Genomic DNA, 15,467 nt, shown 5'->3' with positions numbered 1-15,467 from the left:
GGCATTGCGCGATGGGTCATTTTCCGGAACGCCATAATTCTTCAGAATCCCTGCAGATTTGCGCGGCGAAGTTTTTTAACGAGCAAAAAAAACCGGCCCGTGCGCAGGGCACGGGCCGGTTTTTGGATGTTGCTTTAGAGGTATTACTGAACGGCGACGCCGCCGCCCAACTTACTCATTACAAACGCCGAGAATTGTTCAACGGTCATTTTCTGGCCGTTGAAATCGACTTGATTGTTCGCGTAGTGCAAGTTGGTGACCACGTCGTTGCCTTCCAGCTTCGCCAGCTCGGTACCCACAGCCATGGCGCTGAACATGTCGCTGGTGGCGGTGGCCTGGTCAGCGATCAGCTTGGCGTCCGTCTGGCCTTCCATTTGCGCCTGCACGGTCAGCAGGTCCACCAGCATCGGCTTGGACACCTTCACCTTGAAATCCAGCAGGGCGAGCAACTGACGGCCCAGTTCATCCGGCGGCAGGTCCATGGATTGCGGCTTGGCCAGGTCTACGATCAGGCTCGCGCGGCTTTCACCGTTTGCAGTACTGAACGAAAGGTTCTCCAGGGCGACCTGTGGGGCGCCAGCGAGGAGTTTCTCCAGGTCTGCCTTGACCTGCGCCTCTTCCGCCTCGGTCAGCTCCAGCTCTGGCGCCGGCTCACCCGCTTCAGCCGCCTCGGCAGCGGCTTTTTCGTATGGCTGCAGTTTGGCTTGGTAAACCTGCATCAGCGACATGGTGGCCGGGATGTCCAGGTTCTTCAGGCTTACCGCCATCTGGGCAGAACCGATGACTTTATCGTTGAACGACAACTCACCGATCTTGTAGTCGGCGCGCCCCGAAGCGCTGGTACCGTTTTCAGAGCTGTTGTTCTTCATTTCGAAGTTCTTCAGGCCCAGTACCGATTTCTGTTCGCCGAAACTGGTTTTGCTGTTGGTCAACAGCAGGGTGTTGTCACCCATGTAGTAGCCGTAGGTGCTCTTGGTCAGGTTACTGGCCAACGTCAAGCCGCCGAACTCGACTTGCACCGGCGTCTGATCTTCGGCGACGGTGGTCAGCTTGAAACTGTCCATATAGCCGTCGGCCTTGATCTTCTGCGCTTGGGCGCTGGCGGCCACATCGATTTTCAGGCCGGAGAAAATGAGCTGGGATTGTTCATCCAGTTTGGTATCCAGCGGCAGCAGCTCGAATGTACCGTTCGTGGACTGGTCATAGCCCAGGTTGAACACGCCTTTGAGCGGTGATTTATCCTTGGCGGCGACAAACCACTTCTCGGTCAGCGGAGTCCGCTCAAGCTCGGTGTGGCTGGTCGCCATGACCGGCAGCCATTTGAGCGTTATCAGACGGGAAAACGGCAGCGGTCCGTGTTCGATATTGTCAACGAACAGCAGCTCTACGGGTTCGCCGCCGAACATCTCGCCTTCGCCCTTGAGACGATAATGAGCGGTACTGCTGAATGTCCCACGGTCCAAGGACACCAGCTCGATCGACGCGGTACCGTTGGAGCCGGCCAACGCCGTTTGAATTTGCTTGTTGCTGTCGGCAATCGCAGTATTCAGCACTCCTTCAAGCTTCGTACCGGTATACCAGGCGCCACCTGCACTGATAGCACCGATCACCACAACGATTCCGAGAAGTACGCTTGCTGATTTATTCATGAGTGACCCGATCGTATTCCATGGTTGAAAAAGTCGCCGTCTTCCTTGACCCGCAAAGGGCTGTGGCTCGACGCGGCAAAAGTGGTGGGCAGATTAGCATCAGGCAAGCCAGCAAGCCCAATGTTTAAAGGGGAAAAAGCGTGTTGTTGCGAAATGGTCTACGAATATTGGACTTCGATCTCGTCCAGTTGATGATCAAAGGTCTTGAGCCGTGCGGTCCAGGTGTACACCAGTACTTCGAAATCACGATTGATCACTGCAGTGCTCGATGAGTCTGCGCGCCCATCACAGAAATCCAACTGGTAGCGCTCCCGAGCCATGGCATTGGCGACATCGCACAGTTCGCGCGCATTGTTGAGCCAGTGCCAGTCGTCCTGCGCGACCTGCTCGTCCAACGCCGCGCATTGGACCTTCAAAGCTTCGAGACTTTTTTCCAACGGCGTCCCGGTGAGCTCTCCCATGACCTCCTGAAAGGTCCGCCCCGGTTGCCAATAGCTGCCCCAGAAATAGCGATCAAATACCGTTTCGACCCTGCGCAGCGCAACCTTGGTATCCCAAATCAACACCAGGGTCTTGCCTTGCTCGAGCTGTTTTTTCTTGATGCGTTGGCCTTGCAGTGAGGCCCAGGCGACCACGCCGATGGATATGACACCGATCAGCGCCGACGCGCTATCTAGGAAAATCAATGCCTTATCGATCTGATGAGTCAACATGACGCCATAGAAGTAGGTGGCGGAAAGCAGCACCAACGCTGCAATAGCGCACCAGAAGCCAGGAGCATAAGGGTTTTTCATTATTGGAATCCCCATGACCAGTCACGTCGCGGGCCGTTGCTACCAACACCCGACGATCAAAGCATAGCAACGGCCTGGGGGTTTGCCGGAACGCGGCGGCAATTAAAGCCTTGATCCGATTACCGGCTCCAAAACGACAAAACCCCTGTCTGCATTGCAGACAGGGGTTTTGGGAATTCAATCTTGACGATGACCTACTCTCACATGGGGAAACCCCACACTACCATCGGCGATGCATCGTTTCACTGCTGAGTTCGGGATGGGATCAGGTGGTTCCAATGCTCTATGGTCGTCAAGAAATTCGGTGTCCAACCCGTCCAGACAGAACGTGTCGGTGAAAATTTAAGACTTCTACTAAAACAAAACCCCTACCTGCATCAGCAGATAGGGGTTTCGGAATTTAATCTTGACGATGACCTACTCTCACATGGGGAAACCCCACACTACCATCGGCGATGCATCGTTTCACTGCTGAGTTCGGGATGGGATCAGGTGGTTCCAATGCTCTATGGTCGTCAAGAAATTCGGGTACTGAGTCGTGGCCTGATGGCCTCGCTTCAGCAAATTGGGTATGTGACAGCTTTCGGTGTTTTGTGAGCCTCGAACTTTCGGTTCATTTCGTCTTCACACACCGCAATCTGGCCTCTTTCGAGTCTACAGATTGCTTGGGTGTTATATGGTCAAGCCTCACGGGCAATTAGTACAGGTTAGCTCAACGCCTCACAGCGCTTACACACCCTGCCTATCAACGTCGTAGTCTTCGACGGCCCTTCAGGGAGCTCAAGGCTCCAGTGAGATCTCATCTTGAGGCAAGTTTCCCGCTTAGATGCTTTCAGCGGTTATCTTTTCCGAACATAGCTACCCGGCAATGCCACTGGCGTGACAACCGGAACACCAGAGGTTCGTCCACTCCGGTCCTCTCGTACTAGGAGCAGCCCCTCTCAAATCTCAAACGTCCACGGCAGATAGGGACCGAACTGTCTCACGACGTTCTAAACCCAGCTCGCGTACCACTTTAAATGGCGAACAGCCATACCCTTGGGACCGGCTTCAGCCCCAGGATGTGATGAGCCGACATCGAGGTGCCAAACACCGCCGTCGATATGAACTCTTGGGCGGTATCAGCCTGTTATCCCCGGAGTACCTTTTATCCGTTGAGCGATGGCCCTTCCATACAGAACCACCGGATCACTAAGACCTACTTTCGTACCTGCTCGACGTGTCTGTCTCGCAGTCAAGCGCGCTTTTGCCTTTATACTCTACGACCGATTTCCGACCGGTCTGAGCGCACCTTCGTACTCCTCCGTTACTCTTTAGGAGGAGACCGCCCCAGTCAAACTACCCACCATACACTGTCCTCGATCCGGATAACGGACCTGAGTTAGAACCTCAAAGTTGCCAGGGTGGTATTTCAAGGATGGCTCCACGCAGACTGGCGTCCACGCTTCAAAGCCTCCCACCTATCCTACACAAGCAAATTCAAAGTCCAGTGCAAAGCTATAGTAAAGGTTCACGGGGTCTTTCCGTCTAGCCGCGGATACACTGCATCTTCACAGCGATTTCAATTTCACTGAGTCTCGGGTGGAGACAGCGCCGCCATCGTTACGCCATTCGTGCAGGTCGGAACTTACCCGACAAGGAATTTCGCTACCTTAGGACCGTTATAGTTACGGCCGCCGTTTACCGGGGCTTCGATCAAGAGCTTCGCGTTAGCTAACCCCATCAATTAACCTTCCGGCACCGGGCAGGCGTCACACCCTATACGTCCACTTTCGTGTTTGCAGAGTGCTGTGTTTTTAATAAACAGTCGCAGCGGCCTGGTATCTTCGACCGGCGTGGGCTTACGCAGCAAGTGCTTCACCCTCACCGGCGCACCTTCTCCCGAAGTTACGGTGCCATTTTGCCTAGTTCCTTCACCCGAGTTCTCTCAAGCGCCTTGGTATTCTCTACCCAACCACCTGTGTCGGTTTGGGGTACGGTTCCTGGTTACCTGAAGCTTAGAAGCTTTTCTTGGAAGCATGGCATCAACCACTTCGTCACCCAAAGGGTAACTCGTCATCAGCTCTCGGCCTTGAAATCCCGGATTTACCTAAGATTTCAGCCTACCACCTTAAACTTGGACAACCAACGCCAAGCTGGCCTAGCCTTCTCCGTCCCTCCATCGCAATAACCAGAAGTACAGGAATATTAACCTGTTTTCCATCGACTACGCTTTTCAGCCTCGCCTTAGGGACCGACTAACCCTGCGTCGATTAACGTTGCGCAGGAAACCTTGGTCTTTCGGCGTGGGTGTTTTTCACACCCATTGTCGTTACTCATGTCAGCATTCGCACTTCTGATACCTCCAGCAAGCTTCTCAACTCACCTTCACAGGCTTACAGAACGCTCCTCTACCGCATCACTTACGTGATACCCGTAGCTTCGGTGTATGGTTTGAGCCCCGTTACATCTTCCGCGCAGGCCGACTCGACTAGTGAGCTATTACGCTTTCTTTAAAGGGTGGCTGCTTCTAAGCCAACCTCCTAGCTGTCTAAGCCTTCCCACATCGTTTCCCACTTAACCATAACTTTGGGACCTTAGCTGACGGTCTGGGTTGTTTCCCTTTTCACGACGGACGTTAGCACCCGCCGTGTGTCTCCCATGCTCGGCACTTGTAGGTATTCGGAGTTTGCATCGGTTTGGTAAGTCGGGATGACCCCCTAGCCGAAACAGTGCTCTACCCCCTACAGTGATACATGAGGCGCTACCTAAATAGCTTTCGAGGAGAACCAGCTATCTCCGAGCTTGATTAGCCTTTCACTCCGATCCACAGGTCATCCGCTAACTTTTCAACGGTAGTCGGTTCGGTCCTCCAGTCAGTGTTACCTAACCTTCAACCTGCCCATGGATAGATCGCCCGGTTTCGGGTCTATTCCCAGCGACTAGACGCCCTATTAAGACTCGCTTTCGCTACGCCTCCCCTATTCGGTTAAGCTCGCCACTGAAAATAAGTCGCTGACCCATTATACAAAAGGTACGCAGTCACCCAACAAAGTGGGCTCCCACTGCTTGTACGCATACGGTTTCAGGATCTATTTCACTCCCCTCTCCGGGGTTCTTTTCGCCTTTCCCTCACGGTACTAGTTCACTATCGGTCAGTCAGTAGTATTTAGCCTTGGAGGATGGTCCCCCCATATTCAGACAAAGTTTCTCGTGCTCCGTCCTACTCGATTTCACTTCTAAGATCCTTTCGCGTACAGGGCTATCACCCACTATGGCCGCACTTTCCAGAGCGTTCCGCTAAAATCAAAGAAGCTTAAGGGCTAGTCCCCGTTCGCTCGCCACTACTAAGGGAATCTCGGTTGATTTCTTTTCCTCAGGGTACTTAGATGTTTCAGTTCCCCTGGTTCGCCTCTTGCACCTATGTATTCAGTACAAGATAACCATCTTATGATGGCTGGGTTCCCCCATTCAGACATCTCCGGATCAAAGTCTGTTTGCCGACTCCCCGAAGCTTTTCGCAGGCTACCACGTCTTTCATCGCCTCTGACTGCCAAGGCATCCACCGTATGCGCTTCTTCACTTGACCATATAACCCCAAGCAATCTGGTTATACTGTGAAGACGACATTCGCCGAAAATTCGATTTGACTCCAAAGAGCCAATCACAAATTTTACCTTAGCCTGATCCGTTACCAGTGAAAGTAACGTTCAGTCTATCTTTCTATCACATACCCAAATTTTTAAAGAACGATCTAATCAAAAGACTAGAAATCAACATTCATCACCCTGTTGGTGGAATGCTCATTTCTAAGCTTTAAACGTTGGAACCAATCTGTAATGGTGGAGCCAAGCGGGATCGAACCGCTGACCTCCTGCGTGCAAGGCAGGCGCTCTCCCAGCTGAGCTATGGCCCCGTATCGCTACAGGGGACACCATGAAATTGGTGGGTCTGGGCAGATTCGAACTGCCGACCTCACCCTTATCAGGGGTGCGCTCTAACCAACTGAGCTACAGACCCAATCGTCTTCTTCAATGAATCAAGCAATTCGTGTGGGAGCTCATGGAGCAGCTGCGGTCGTCGATTAAGGAGGTGATCCAGCCGCAGGTTCCCCTACGGCTACCTTGTTACGACTTCACCCCAGTCATGAATCACACCGTGGTAACCGTCCCCCCGAAGGTTAGACTAGCTACTTCTGGTGCAACCCACTCCCATGGTGTGACGGGCGGTGTGTACAAGGCCCGGGAACGTATTCACCGCGACATTCTGATTCGCGATTACTAGCGATTCCGACTTCACGCAGTCGAGTTGCAGACTGCGATCCGGACTACGATCGGTTTTGTGGGATTAGCTCCACCTCGCGGCTTGGCAACCCTCTGTACCGACCATTGTAGCACGTGTGTAGCCCAGGCCGTAAGGGCCATGATGACTTGACGTCATCCCCACCTTCCTCCGGTTTGTCACCGGCAGTCTCCTTAGAGTGCCCACCATAACGTGCTGGTAACTAAGGACAAGGGTTGCGCTCGTTACGGGACTTAACCCAACATCTCACGACACGAGCTGACGACAGCCATGCAGCACCTGTCTCAATGTTCCCGAAGGCACCAATCCATCTCTGGAAAGTTCATTGGATGTCAAGGCCTGGTAAGGTTCTTCGCGTTGCTTCGAATTAAACCACATGCTCCACCGCTTGTGCGGGCCCCCGTCAATTCATTTGAGTTTTAACCTTGCGGCCGTACTCCCCAGGCGGTCAACTTAATGCGTTAGCTGCGCCACTAAGAGCTCAAGGCTCCCAACGGCTAGTTGACATCGTTTACGGCGTGGACTACCAGGGTATCTAATCCTGTTTGCTCCCCACGCTTTCGCACCTCAGTGTCAGTATCAGTCCAGGTGGTCGCCTTCGCCACTGGTGTTCCTTCCTATATCTACGCATTTCACCGCTACACAGGAAATTCCACCACCCTCTACCATACTCTAGCTCGACAGTTTTGAATGCAGTTCCCAGGTTGAGCCCGGGGATTTCACATCCAACTTAACGAACCACCTACGCGCGCTTTACGCCCAGTAATTCCGATTAACGCTTGCACCCTCTGTATTACCGCGGCTGCTGGCACAGAGTTAGCCGGTGCTTATTCTGTCGGTAACGTCAAAACACTAACGTATTAGGTTAATGCCCTTCCTCCCAACTTAAAGTGCTTTACAATCCGAAGACCTTCTTCACACACGCGGCATGGCTGGATCAGGCTTTCGCCCATTGTCCAATATTCCCCACTGCTGCCTCCCGTAGGAGTCTGGACCGTGTCTCAGTTCCAGTGTGACTGATCATCCTCTCAGACCAGTTACGGATCGTCGCCTTGGTGAGCCATTACCTCACCAACTAGCTAATCCGACCTAGGCTCATCTGATAGCGCAAGGCCCGAAGGTCCCCTGCTTTCTCCCGTAGGACGTATGCGGTATTAGCGTCCGTTTCCGAGCGTTATCCCCCACTACCAGGCAGATTCCTAGGCATTACTCACCCGTCCGCCGCTCGCCACCAGGTACAAGTACCCGTGCTGCCGCTCGACTTGCATGTGTTAGGCCTGCCGCCAGCGTTCAATCTGAGCCATGATCAAACTCTTCAGTTCAAACATCTTTGGGTTTTGAGAAAACCCTAAACTTGGCTCAGCAATCGTTGGTTACATCTTTGATTTCTCGCGGAGTAACTTGTGATGCTGATAATCTGTTGACTAGCAGTCTGACTCCACAAGCACCCACACGAATTGCTTGATTCAGTTGTTAAAGAGCGGTGGGTTGAGCCTTTCGTCTCAACCGAGGCGCGCATTCTACAGCGCCCCGTGTATCTGTCAAGCGGTTATTTTAAGAAGTTTTCAAAGTTTCGCTTGGAAATCCTTAACAACTTCAACCACTTGCGCTTCCGATCTCTCGTTAGCGGGAGGCGAATTCTACAGCGTTACTCGCTGCTGTCAACACCTCTTTTTTACCGCTTTCGATCGAGAGGATCGAATCGCCGATAGAGCCAAACAACACCGCCCTATCAACGCCTTCAGCACTTCGATGACCTGAAGCACCTGACCTGCCGAAACCTTCTAACTCATTGAAACTCAAGGAGTTTTCCGTTTCGACTGCGCCGGAAGTGGGGCGAATTATAGACATCCAGAATCTGCCGTCAACCCTTTATTTCGTTTTCTATCAATCAGATACCAAACGAGCGCAAATCGCGCCTCCTATATAGAAGGGAACCTATAGGACGCCAGAATCACGCAGGGTCGCCACCGCCGCACTGTCCAACCCTAACACCCGCTGCAGCACGTCCATTGTGTGCTCCCCTAATAAAGGAGGTGCATTTCTGTATTCGATCGGCGTATTGGACAAGCGAATAGGACTGGCTACCTGGGGCACCGTACCGGCCAACGCGTGGGGCAACTCGATTGCCAATCCACGAGCCTGAACCTGAGGATCCGCAAACATCTGGGCTAAATCATTGATAGGGCCGCACGGCACTCCGGCCTGCTCCAGCAGAATCACCCATTCGGCAGTCGTCTTGAATACCGTCGCCTGACGTATCAATGGGATCAAGGCCGCCCGATTTGCAACCCGCATTTTGTTTGTCGCGAATCGAGGATCATCGGCCCATTGCGGTTGACCGGCCACCTCGGCGAATTTTCGGAACTGACCATCGTTGCCCACCGTTAGAATGAAGTCACCATCAGCAGTAGGAAAATCCTGATAGGGCACGATATTCGGATGCGCATTTCCCAAACGCTTCGGCGCGCTGCCAGTGGTCAAATAGTTCATCGCCTGGTTGGCCAGACAAGCCACCTGGACATCCAGCAAAGCCATATCGATATGCTGCCCGCCGCCGGCATGATCGCGATGAGCCAACGCCGCGAGGATGGCGGCGGTTGAATACAGGCCGGTCAGGATATCGGTCAGCGCAACACCGACTTTCACCGGCCCTGCGCCCTCTTCTCCCTCCGGCCGGCCGGTAAGGCTCATCAAGCCTCCCAGCCCCTGGATCATAAAGTCATACCCTGCGCGCTTGGCGTATGGCCCCGTTTGCCCGAAACCGGTGATCGAGCAATAGATCAACTGCGGGTTGATAGCCTTCAGGGAGTCGTAATCCAGACCGTATGCAGCGAGCCCACCCACCTTGAAGTTTTCGATCAGGATGTCGGACTTCGCCGCCAGCTCCCGAATCAGCTTCTGCCCCTCGGGGCGAGTGAAATCGATAGTGACCGACTGCTTGTTGCGATTGGCCGACAGGTAATAAGCCGCCTCGGTCGTGTTCTCGCCATAGGCATCTTTCAGGAAGGGCGGCCCCCACGCACGCGTATCGTCACCGTTGCCGGGACGCTCGACCTTGATGACATCCGCCCCCAGGTCCGCCAGGATCTGTCCAGCCCAAGGCCCAGCCAGAACCCTGGATAAATCCAATACCCGCAGATGCGAAAGCGCGCCCATCGCCGTTCTCCTATTAATAGAACGCCTGAATACCGGTTTGCGCGCGCCCCAGGATCAGCGCATGAACGTCATGGGTGCCTTCGTAGGTGTTGACCACCTCCAGGTTCACCAGGTGACGAGCAATGCCGAACTCGTCGGAAATACCATTGCCGCCCAACATGTCACGCGCCATACGCGCGATATCCAGGGACTTGCCGCAGGAATTGCGCTTCATGATCGAGGTAATTTCCACCGCCGCCGAGCCTTCATCCTTCATGCGTCCCAGGCGCAAGCAGCCTTGCAGCGCGAGAGTGATTTCAGTCTGCATGTCGGCCAGCTTCTTCTGGATCAATTGATTCGCCGCCAACGGGCGTCCGAACTGCTGCCGATCCAGCGTGTATTGGCGAGCTGTGTGCCAGCAAAACTCAGCAGCCCCCAACGCGCCCCAGGAGATGCCATAGCGTGCCGAATTCAGGCAAGTAAACGGCCCCTTCAGCCCGCGCACGTCTGGGAAAATGTTTTCTTCTGGAACGAACACGTTGTCCATGACGATTTCGCCCGTGATCGACGCACGCAGGCCGACCTTGCCATGAATGGCCGGCGCACTCAGGCCCTTCCAACCTTTTTCCAGGACGAAGCCACGAATATCGCCAGCGTCGTCTTTCCCCCAAACGACAAACACGTCAGCGATTGGGCTGTTGGTGATCCACATCTTGCTGCCCGTCAGGCTGTAGCCGCCTTCCACTTTGCGCGCACGAGTAATCATCGCGCCCGGGTCAGAACCGTGGTTTGGTTCAGTCAAACCAAAACAGCCGATCCACTCGCCCGAAGCCAGCTTCGGTAGATATTTCTGTTTTTGTGCCTCAGTCCCGAATTCATTGATGGGCACCATGACCAGTGAGGACTGCACACTCATCATCGAGCGGTAGCCGGAATCGACGCGCTCTACTTCCCTGGCAATCAGGCCGTAGCTGACGTAGTTCAATCCGCTGCCGCCATATTGTTCGGGAATGGTCGCCCCCAGGAGACCCACGTCGCCCATTTCCCGGAAAATCGCCGGATCGGTCTTTTCATGGCGGAACGCCTCCAGGACTCGAGGCGCAAGCTTCTGCTGAGCGAACTGTTCGGCAGTGTCGCGAATCATGCGCTCCTCTTCAGTGAGCTGCTGGTCCAGCAACAGTGGGTCGATCCAATTGAAGCTCGCTTTACCGGCCATGAGTAACCTCGCCAATGAGATGAAAATTCGTGGATTGATCCTAGGCGCGGTTTCCCACGAGAGCAAACGAGAATTCCGCATGTTGTTGTGCTAATTTCTCACTCCGTAAACGTCATTAAGGCCGTTTACGCCCCTTATGTGTGAGGTCGCCGTACATGCGCCGCAAGATTCCCAGCACCGCCGCCCTGGTCAGTTTCGAGGCCGCGGCCCGCCATGAAAGCTTTACCAAGGCCGCGCAGGAGCTTTCGCTTACCCAGGGAGCGATCTGCCGCCAGATCGCGAGCCTGGAAGAATTCTTGAGTGTGGAACTGTTTCGACGCTCAAGACGTGGTGTAAAGCTGACCGAAGCAGGCCTTTCTTACAGTCGCAGGATTGCCACGCAGTTGGACGCGGTCGAGCGCGACACCCTTTCAGTCATGGGCCATACCGGCGCAAACGTGATCGAGCTGGCAGTGGTTCCGACATTCGGTACCCAGTGGTTGTTGCCACGCTTGAAGGACTTCCAGAAGCAGCACCCTGAAGTCACGGTCAACCTTACCAACCGAACACGCCCCTTCCTCTTTGCCGACACCGACTTTGATGCGGCCATCTATTTCGGCGATGCCGATTGGTCCGGTACCGAATCCCACAAATTGATGGGCGAAAATCCGATGCCAGTGTGCAGCCCCGCATTGCTGGGCAGCCGGAACGCACTGACACCGGACGCCATCGCTGAATTGCCGTTGCTTCAGCAGACCACCCGCCCTTACGCGTGGCGCCAGTGGTTCAGCTCTCAACATCTAAACGTCGCACGAGACCTGACAGGCCCGCGCTATGAACTATTCTCCATGCTGGCCCAAGCAGCCATGCATGACATGGGAATCGCATTGATCCCGCCTTTCCTGATCCAGCGCGAATTGGCAGAGCGCCGCTTGGTAATCGCAAACCGCAATGCCTTATCGAGTATCAAGGCCTATTACCTGATGATCCCAGAGCGAAAAGTGGAATCTGCATCGCTCCGAGCATTCCGCGACTGGCTGGTCAATCAAGCTGAAGGTTATCTCCTTGAATAGGCAGGCAAAATCCTAATCCTGACCACGTAGTCAACACGCAACTAGCGCTACAGATATAACTTTATGTCGCATAAAATTAAACTGTTATGGAGTCGGTACAATCGTCCCACAACCGCCTAGATACGTGGCCTTGAGCCATATTTCCCAGCGGATGACTATTCATTCACAGGAGCAATGGAAAAGTATGATATTTCCGCGCGTATCGCTTGAAAAACAAGGCTCCACGGGCGGTTTTGCCCAGAGGTTGCGACATTCGGTCACAGGGTGACTTGTAGTTAATTTTTCGTCACACGTCATAATCCCTTGAAGGGCTGAATTTTCGCCTGCAAAATGCCGCGCCCCGCCTGGTTTGGCGGGATCGTGCTGATCGGCCGCCCCAGCCGCACCATCCGAAGTGCCTGGGTTTACTCAATAAGATCACGCAGGAGATTTGACGTGCACATTGGTGTTCCCCTCGAAACCCAACCGGGTGAAACACGGGTTGCTGCTACCCCGGAAACCATCAAGAAGCTCATCGGCCAAGGCCATAAAGTCACTGTCCAGAGCGGCGCTGGCATCAAGGCCAGCGTGATCGATAGTGCTTATGCAGCGGCCGGCGCAACCATTGGCGATGCCAATGATGCGTTCGGGGCTGAGTTGATTCTCAAGGTGGTGGCCCCTAGCGACAGCGAACTGTCGCTGATCAAGAGCGGCACCGTTCTGGTGGGCATGCTCAATCCGTTCAACAACGAGACCATCGCCAAGCTGGCCGAACGCGGTATTACCGCTTTCGCCCTTGAGGCTGCGCCACGTACTTCCCGAGCCCAGAGCCTGGATGTGCTGTCGTCTCAAGCGAACATTGCCGGCTACAAAGCCGTGCTGCTGGCCGCGCATTACTATCCGCGCTTCATGCCGATGCTGATGACCGCTGCGGGCACCGTGAAAGCGGCGCGCGTGTTGATTCTCGGCGCCGGCGTGGCCGGACTTCAGGCGATTGCCACGGCCAAGCGCCTGGGCGCCGTGATCGAGGCTTCGGATGTGCGCCCGGCGGTGAAGGAACAAATCGAATCCCTCGGGGCCAAGTTCGTCGACGTGCCTTACGAGACCGACGAAGAACGTGAATGCGCGGTCGGCGTCGGTGGTTACGCGCGGCCTATGCCCGCCAGCTGGATGCAGCGCCAGGCCCAGGCCGTGCACGAACGCGCCAAACAGGCTGACATTGTCATCACCACGGCGTTGATCCCGGGTCGCAAGGCACCGACGCTGCTAAGCGCCGAAACCGTCGCGCAGATGAAACCCGGCTCAGTGGTCATCGACCTCGCGGCAGCCCAGGGCGGCAACTGCCCACTGACCGTGGCTGATCAGGTGGTGGTCGAGAACGGCGTGACCATCGTCGGCCCGACCAACCTGGCCGGCGAAGTCGCAGCCGACGCTTCGGCGCTGTACGCCCGTAACCTGCTGGACTTCCTGAAGCTGGTCTTCACCAAGGAAGGTCAGTTCGACGTGAACCTGGAAGACGACATCGTCGCCGCGTGCCTGATGTGCCGCGACGGCCAAGTCATCCGCAAAAACGCCTAAGCAGGGATTCAGACAATGGAAGAGCTTATCTCCCCCGGTATCTACAACCTGATCATCTTTGTACTGGCGATTTACGTCGGTTACCACGTGGTCTGGAACGTTACACCTGCTTTGCACACGCCGTTGATGGCGGTGACCAACGCCATCTCGGCAATCGTGATTGTCGGCGCCATGCTCGCCGCCGCCCTGACCGTAACGCCGCTGGGCAAGACCATGGGCACCCTCGCCGTGGCTCTGGCCGCGGTGAACGTGTTCGGTGGCTTCCTGGTGACGCGCCGCATGCTTGAGATGTTCAAGAAAAAAGCCCCGAAAGCCGTAAAAGAAGAGGCGCCCAAGTAATGAGCATGAACCTGGTAACGACGCTCTACCTGATCGCGTCCGTCTGCTTCATCCAGGCCCTCAAAGGCCTGTCGCACCCCACCACCTCCCGCCGAGGCAACCTGTTCGGCATGCTCGGCATGGCGCTGGCGGTGCTCACCACCGTGGGCCTCATCTATAAGCTCGGCGCTGAGTTAGCGACAGCTGGCATCGGCTATGTGATCGTCGGCCTGCTGGTTGGCGGCACCGCAGGCTCGATCATGGCCAAGCGCGTCGAGATGACCAAGATGCCGGAGCTGGTGGCGTTCATGCACAGCATGATCGGCCTGGCGGCGGTGTTCATTGCTATCGCAGCGGTCGTCGAGCCTCAGTCCCTGGGCATCGTCAAACAACTTGGTGACTCGATTCCGGCCGGTAACCGCCTGGAGCTGTTCCTCGGCGCAGCCATTGGTGCAATCACCTTCTCCGGCTCGGTGATCGCCTTCGGCAAACTCTCGGGCAAGTACAAGTTCCGCCTGTTCCAAGGCGCACCGGTACAGTTTGGCGGCCAGCACAAGCTCAACCTGATCCTGGGCCTGGCAACGCTGGGCCTGGGCCTGACCTTCATGTTCACCGGCAACCTCGGCGCGTTCGCCTTGATGCTGGCCCTGGCCTTTGTCCTGGGTGTGCTGATCATCATCCCGATCGGCGGCGCGGACATGCCGGTGGTGGTCTCGATGCTCAACAGCTATTCCGGTTGGGCCGCCGCGGGCATCGGCTTCTCGCTGAACAACTCGATGCTGATCATTGCCGGTTCGTTGGTGGGTTCGAGCGGTGCGATCCTCTCGTACATCATGTGCAAGGCGATGAACCGTTCGTTCTTCAACGTGCTGCTCGGCGGCTTCGGCAATGCCCCGGATGCGGCTGGCCCGGCAGGCTCGAAAGAAGCCCGTCCGGTGAAGTCTGGTTCGGCCGACGACGCGACCTTCCTGCTGACCAACGCCGACACGGTGATCATCGTTCCAGGCTACGGCCTGGCGGTAGCCCGGGCGCAGCATGCGCTGAAAGAACTGACCGAGAAGCTGACCCACCACGGCGTGACCGTCAAATACGCCATCCATCCCGTGGCCGGTCGAATGCCCGGACACATGAACGTACTGCTGGCCGAGGCCGAAGTGCCTTACGACCAAGTGTTCGAGATGGAAGACATCAACTCCGAGTTCGGCCAAGCCGACGTGGTATTGGTGCTCGGCGCTAACGACGTGGTCAACCCGGCGGCGAAGAACGATCCGAAGTCGCCGATTGCCGGCATGCCGATTCTCGAAGCCTTCAAGGCCAAGACGATCATCGTCAACAAGCGCTCGATGGCCAGCGGTTATGCCGGCCTGGACAACGAGCTGTTCTATCTCGACAAGACCATGATGGTGTTCGGCGACGCCAAGAAAGTCATCGAAGACATGGTCAAAGCCGTGGAATAAGCTCC

General features: G+C 55.4%; 9 protein-coding genes, 2 tRNA genes and 4 rRNA genes. 4 read left to right on the top strand and 11 right to left on the bottom strand.

What is annotated here, in order from left to right; translation table 11 throughout:
• Positions 1–143: 143 nt before the first annotated feature.
• From J3P79_RS00935 to J3P79_RS00885, 11 genes are all read right to left on the bottom strand, one after another.
• Entirely contained in the window at positions 144–1,649 is a 1,506-nt protein-coding gene (locus tag J3P79_RS00935; RefSeq protein WP_434607427.1) for a YdgA family protein, read from the bottom strand.
• A gap of 158 nt (positions 1,650–1,807) precedes the next feature.
• The gene (locus J3P79_RS00930; RefSeq protein ID WP_039594226.1) at positions 1,808–2,443 is read right to left on the bottom strand and encodes a hypothetical protein; all 636 of its coding nucleotides are present in this window, start codon (positions 2,441–2,443) and stop codon (positions 1,808–1,810) included.
• 181 nt (positions 2,444–2,624) lie between these two features.
• Positions 2,625–2,740 (bottom strand): 5S ribosomal RNA (gene rrf, locus J3P79_RS00925).
• A 107-nt stretch (positions 2,741–2,847) separates the two neighbouring features.
• Positions 2,848–2,963, bottom strand: a 5S ribosomal RNA gene (rrf, locus tag J3P79_RS00920).
• Between the two features lie 156 nt (positions 2,964–3,119).
• A 23S ribosomal RNA gene (locus tag J3P79_RS00915) occupies positions 3,120–6,011 on the bottom strand.
• 251 nt (positions 6,012–6,262) lie between these two features.
• A tRNA-Ala gene (locus tag J3P79_RS00910) sits at positions 6,263–6,338 on the bottom strand.
• Between the two features lie 27 nt (positions 6,339–6,365).
• A tRNA-Ile gene (locus J3P79_RS00905) sits at positions 6,366–6,442 on the bottom strand.
• A 65-nt stretch (positions 6,443–6,507) separates the two neighbouring features.
• A 16S ribosomal RNA gene (locus J3P79_RS00900) occupies positions 6,508–8,046 on the bottom strand.
• Together the 16S, 23S and 5S rRNA genes with 2 tRNA genes alongside form the textbook arrangement of a ribosomal RNA operon.
• A gap of 301 nt (positions 8,047–8,347) precedes the next feature.
• Positions 8,348–8,527, bottom strand: a complete 180-nt coding sequence (locus tag J3P79_RS00895) for a hypothetical protein (RefSeq protein WP_434607425.1) — start codon at positions 8,525–8,527, stop codon at positions 8,348–8,350.
• A gap of 135 nt (positions 8,528–8,662) precedes the next feature.
• On the bottom strand, positions 8,663–9,883 hold the full coding sequence (locus tag J3P79_RS00890) for a CaiB/BaiF CoA transferase family protein (RefSeq protein ID WP_434607422.1): 1,221 nt from the start codon (positions 9,881–9,883) through the stop codon (positions 8,663–8,665).
• Positions 9,884–9,896: 13 nt separating this feature from the next.
• Positions 9,897–11,078 (bottom strand): acyl-CoA dehydrogenase, encoded by a 1,182-nt coding sequence (locus J3P79_RS00885; RefSeq protein ID WP_434607420.1) that lies wholly within the window; start codon positions 11,076–11,078, stop codon positions 9,897–9,899.
• A gap of 155 nt (positions 11,079–11,233) precedes the next feature.
• Between J3P79_RS00885 and J3P79_RS00880 the strand changes: the two genes are divergently transcribed.
• The 4 genes from J3P79_RS00880 to J3P79_RS00865 all read left to right on the top strand — a co-directional run bounded on the left by J3P79_RS00880 (position 11,234) and on the right by J3P79_RS00865 (position 15,462).
• On the top strand, positions 11,234–12,130 hold the full coding sequence (locus J3P79_RS00880) for a LysR family transcriptional regulator (protein ID WP_434607419.1): 897 nt from the start codon (positions 11,234–11,236) through the stop codon (positions 12,128–12,130).
• A gap of 435 nt (positions 12,131–12,565) precedes the next feature.
• A complete protein-coding gene (locus tag J3P79_RS00875; protein WP_434607418.1) occupies positions 12,566–13,687 on the top strand; it encodes a Re/Si-specific NAD(P)(+) transhydrogenase subunit alpha in 1,122 nt (373 codons plus the stop codon).
• Positions 13,688–13,702: 15 nt separating this feature from the next.
• Complete coding sequence (locus tag J3P79_RS00870; protein ID WP_003187010.1) at positions 13,703–14,026, top strand: NAD(P) transhydrogenase subunit alpha; 324 nt, start codon at positions 13,703–13,705, stop codon at positions 14,024–14,026.
• Complete coding sequence (locus J3P79_RS00865) at positions 14,026–15,462, top strand: NAD(P)(+) transhydrogenase (Re/Si-specific) subunit beta (protein ID WP_434607417.1); 1,437 nt, start codon at positions 14,026–14,028, stop codon at positions 15,460–15,462. The genes J3P79_RS00870 and J3P79_RS00865 overlap by 1 nt, the downstream gene beginning before the upstream one ends.
• The last annotated feature ends 5 nt before the right edge of the window (positions 15,463–15,467 follow it).

It is taken from the genome of Pseudomonas sp. R1-7 (genome assembly GCF_051132105.1).
GTDB lineage: Bacteria > Pseudomonadota > Gammaproteobacteria > Pseudomonadales > Pseudomonadaceae > Aquipseudomonas.
Note: the sequence above shows the minus strand (reverse complement) of the source record. Positions and strands in the feature narration are given on the sequence as shown.

What these genes read in the sequence shown, in the direction of transcription:
- J3P79_RS00870 (WP_003187010.1), top strand. Translation starts at nt 13,703, where the DNA reads ATGGAAGAGCTTATCTCCCCCGGTATCTACAACCTGATCATCTTTGTA.
- J3P79_RS00885 (WP_434607420.1), bottom strand. Translation starts at nt 11,078, where the DNA reads ATGGCCGGTAAAGCGAGCTTCAATTGGATCGACCCACTGTTGCTGGAC.
- J3P79_RS00890 (WP_434607422.1), bottom strand. Translation starts at nt 9,883, where the DNA reads ATGGGCGCGCTTTCGCATCTGCGGGTATTGGATTTATCCAGGGTTCTG.
- J3P79_RS00930 (WP_039594226.1), bottom strand. Translation starts at nt 2,443, where the DNA reads ATGAAAAACCCTTATGCTCCTGGCTTCTGGTGCGCTATTGCAGCGTTG.
- J3P79_RS00865 (WP_434607417.1), top strand. Translation starts at nt 14,026, where the DNA reads ATGAGCATGAACCTGGTAACGACGCTCTACCTGATCGCGTCCGTCTGC.
- J3P79_RS00880 (WP_434607419.1), top strand. Translation starts at nt 11,234, where the DNA reads ATGCGCCGCAAGATTCCCAGCACCGCCGCCCTGGTCAGTTTCGAGGCC.
- J3P79_RS00935 (WP_434607427.1), bottom strand. Translation starts at nt 1,649, where the DNA reads ATGAATAAATCAGCAAGCGTACTTCTCGGAATCGTTGTGGTGATCGGT.